Here is a 2,807-nt window from a genome sequence, read left to right on the forward strand (position 1 = left end):
GGCGCCGCGCGCGGTGGGCGCGCAGCCGAGCCAGCCGGTGAAGCCCAGCGCGCGCACGCTGCGCGCCACCTTGCGGCACAGGGCGCGGATGCCGCCGAACAGGCGCAGGCTGGCGCCCACGTCCAGCAGCAGGGTGGCCTGCTCCGCCGGCGCCAGCTGCGGCGTGTATTGCAGCAGCGCCAGCGCGACGGCTTGCAGCGCTTCGGCCTCCAGCGCGGGGGCGCGCTGCTGGAATTGCGAGTGCGGCGCCAGCATGATGGCGCCGCCGCGCCGCAAGCCCGGTTGCACGCCCGCCGCCCGCGCCGCATGCGACATGGCGATCACCCGCTCCTGCTCCAGCACCACCGTGCAGTCATCCGCCGACCAGCGCGGACGGAAGACTTCGAGCGGGAGCCGGGGCAGGTGTATCGCGATCCAGAGGCGTTGCATGGCGTTGAAGCAAAGAAGGCGTTAAAGGTAAGAACAAGGGCGTGTCGCGCTGCGGCCCGCGCCGTTTGACAAAGCCGATGTCGACGCCGCCGGCCGCCGGTTTCAGCGACAGCCTGAGTGGCGCCGGCGAGGCCTCGCGCGCCGCCGCCAGCGGCCGCAGCATGCAGAACAGGGTTTCGCCGCTTTGCGCCGCCAGATGCAGGCGCCGCAGCGTCTCGCCGCGCGCATGCTGTTGCCACAGCAGCAACGCGCCGCAGCAGCCGCTGCGCAGGATTTGCTCGGCGGCCCACAAGGCGTCGCCGGCCTTGGCGCCGCTGCGCACCCACAGCAGTTGCGATGGTTCGATGCCCAGCGCGGCCAGCGCCAGCGCCTGCGGCGGGTGCGGCGGTTGCAGCAGCACGATGGGCCGCTGGCGCAGCGCGGCCAGCGCCGGCTGCAACAGGCGCAGTTCGCCGATGCCGTGCTGCTGCACCAGCAAATCGATCAGCGTGCCCAGCGGCCAGCCACCGCCGGGCAGTTGCGCGGACAAGGCGGCAAAGCCGGTGTCCAGGCAGCGCGTGGCGCTCTGGGCGAGTTGATCCGCCCGCCACAAGGACGGGTGCACGGCTTCCGGGAGTGTCATGGCATTTTACCGCAAATACTGTATAAATACACAGTACTCCTTGCACCGTTGTTTGGCAAGGTTTATTCATCTTTGCTGTACCATGCCAAGGGAGAAATTATCAAAGGACACACTTTGCAAACGATACAACTGCTTGGCGCCATGCTGTTCGCTCTGGCGCTGCTGCACACCTTTGCCGCCAAGTCGTTCGAGGTACTGGCGCACCGCCATCCGCGTCATGCCGGGCTGTTGCATCTGCTGGGCGAGGTGGAGGTGGTGTTTGGCTTCTGGGCGTTTGTGCTGATGATCGCGATCGCCTGCCTCAATGGCGGCGAGGCGGCGATCGCATATGCCGAATCGCGCCAGTACACCGAGCCCCTGTTCGTGTTTGTGGTGATGGTGGTGGCGGCCTCGCGGCCGGTGCTGGACATCGTCCAGCGCGTGCTGCTGGGCTTGGCCAGGCGGATGCCGGTGGCGACCGAACTGGCGCTGGTGTGGTTTGGCCTGGCGCTGGTGCCGCTGACCGGCTCGCTGATCACCGAGCCGGCCGCCATGACCCTGGCCGCGCTGATGCTGGCGCCGCTGATCTTCCGCGACGGCATGCCGGAGTGGCTGAAATATGCCGCGCTGGGCGTGCTGTTCGTGAACATCTCGATCGGCGGCCTGCTGACCGCCTACGCCGCGCCGCCAGTGCTGATGGTGGCCGCGACCTGGAACTGGGACAGCGCCTACATGGCGTCGCAATTCGGCTGGAAGGCGGCGCTGGCGGTGGTGATCAACGCCAGCGCGATCAGCTTCATGCTGCGCAAGCACTTGCGCGCGCCGGCCGATGCCGGCACTGCCAGCGCAGCCGACGGTGCGCCGGCCGTGCCGCCGGCGGTGACGCTGATTCATCTGGGCTTTCTGGCGGCGGTGGTGGTGCTGGGCCATCACCCGGTGCTGTTCCTGGGGGTGTTCATGCTGTTCCTCGGCTTCACCACGGCTTACCAGCGCTACCAGAATCCGCTGATCATCAAGGAAGGTCTGCTGGTCGGTTTCTTCCTGGCCGGACTGGTGGTGCTGGGCGGGATGCAGCAATGGTGGCTGCAACCGATCGTGGAAAGCCTGTCGCCGCTGGCCCTGTTCTTCGGCGCGATGAGCCTGACGGCCATCACCGACAATGCCGCCCTCACCTATCTTGGCTCGCTGATCGACGGCATTTCGGCCAGCGCGCAATACATGCTGGTGGCAGGGGCCGTCACCGGCGGCGGCCTGACGGTGATCGCCAACGCGCCCAATCCGGCCGGCGTCTCGCTGCTGCGGCGCGGTTTCCATGAGCAATCCATCGGCACCCTGGGCCTGCTGGCCGGCGCCCTCGCCCCCACCGCCGTCGCCGCGCTGGCTTTCCTGCTGCTTTGACCGGCAAGGTGCGCCAAGGCTAAGGGCCGGGGCGGCGCGTGGCGTGCTGCTTGTGCTGCTTGTGCTTGTGGCGTTTGCCTCCACGGCGGTGCTTGCCGGTTTTGCCTGATGCGCCAGCGGCCGGCCGGACTGCCTGGCCGGCGCCGCCGGGGTTGCGGGTATTGCCGGCGCGGCAGGCATGGGTGGCATTGCGGGGCCGGGGGCAGCGTCGCGGTGCGCTTCGGCGGCGCCAAACAGGCGCGCGATCACAGCTTTCTGCTGCGCGCGGCAGGTGTCGGCCAGTATCCATTGCTGGTTGCCCGGGAAGCGCAGCCAGACGGCTTTCCAGGCGTTGCGGTTGCCGCTGCCCTTCAGGTTGGCGAAGGCGGACGGCGACAGC

The 2,807-nt window shown here is 68.6% G+C and carries 3 protein-coding genes; 1 reads left to right on the forward strand and 2 read right to left on the reverse strand.

Features of this window, described 5'->3' with window-relative positions; genetic code table 11:
- Positions 1-429: Y-family DNA polymerase (locus GM676_RS31150; RefSeq protein ID WP_443093183.1), on the reverse strand; the 429-nt coding region annotated here is incomplete at its 3' end.
- A complete protein-coding gene (gene imuA, locus GM676_RS31155) occupies positions 353-1,051 on the reverse strand; it encodes a translesion DNA synthesis-associated protein ImuA (protein ID WP_155468444.1) in 699 nt (232 codons plus the stop codon). The genes imuA and GM676_RS31150, both read right to left, overlap by 77 nt.
- Positions 1,052-1,165: 114 nt before the next feature.
- On the opposite strand from imuA, the gene GM676_RS31160 reads away from it, so the two are divergent.
- A complete protein-coding gene (locus GM676_RS31160; protein ID WP_155468445.1) occupies positions 1,166-2,428 on the forward strand; it encodes a putative Na+/H+ antiporter in 1,263 nt (420 codons plus the stop codon).
- The last annotated feature ends 379 nt before the right edge of the window (positions 2,429-2,807 follow it).

The sequence above is a fragment of the Duganella radicis genome (assembly GCF_009720825.1).
Classification (GTDB): Bacteria; Pseudomonadota; Gammaproteobacteria; order Burkholderiales; family Burkholderiaceae_D; genus Rugamonas; species Rugamonas radicis.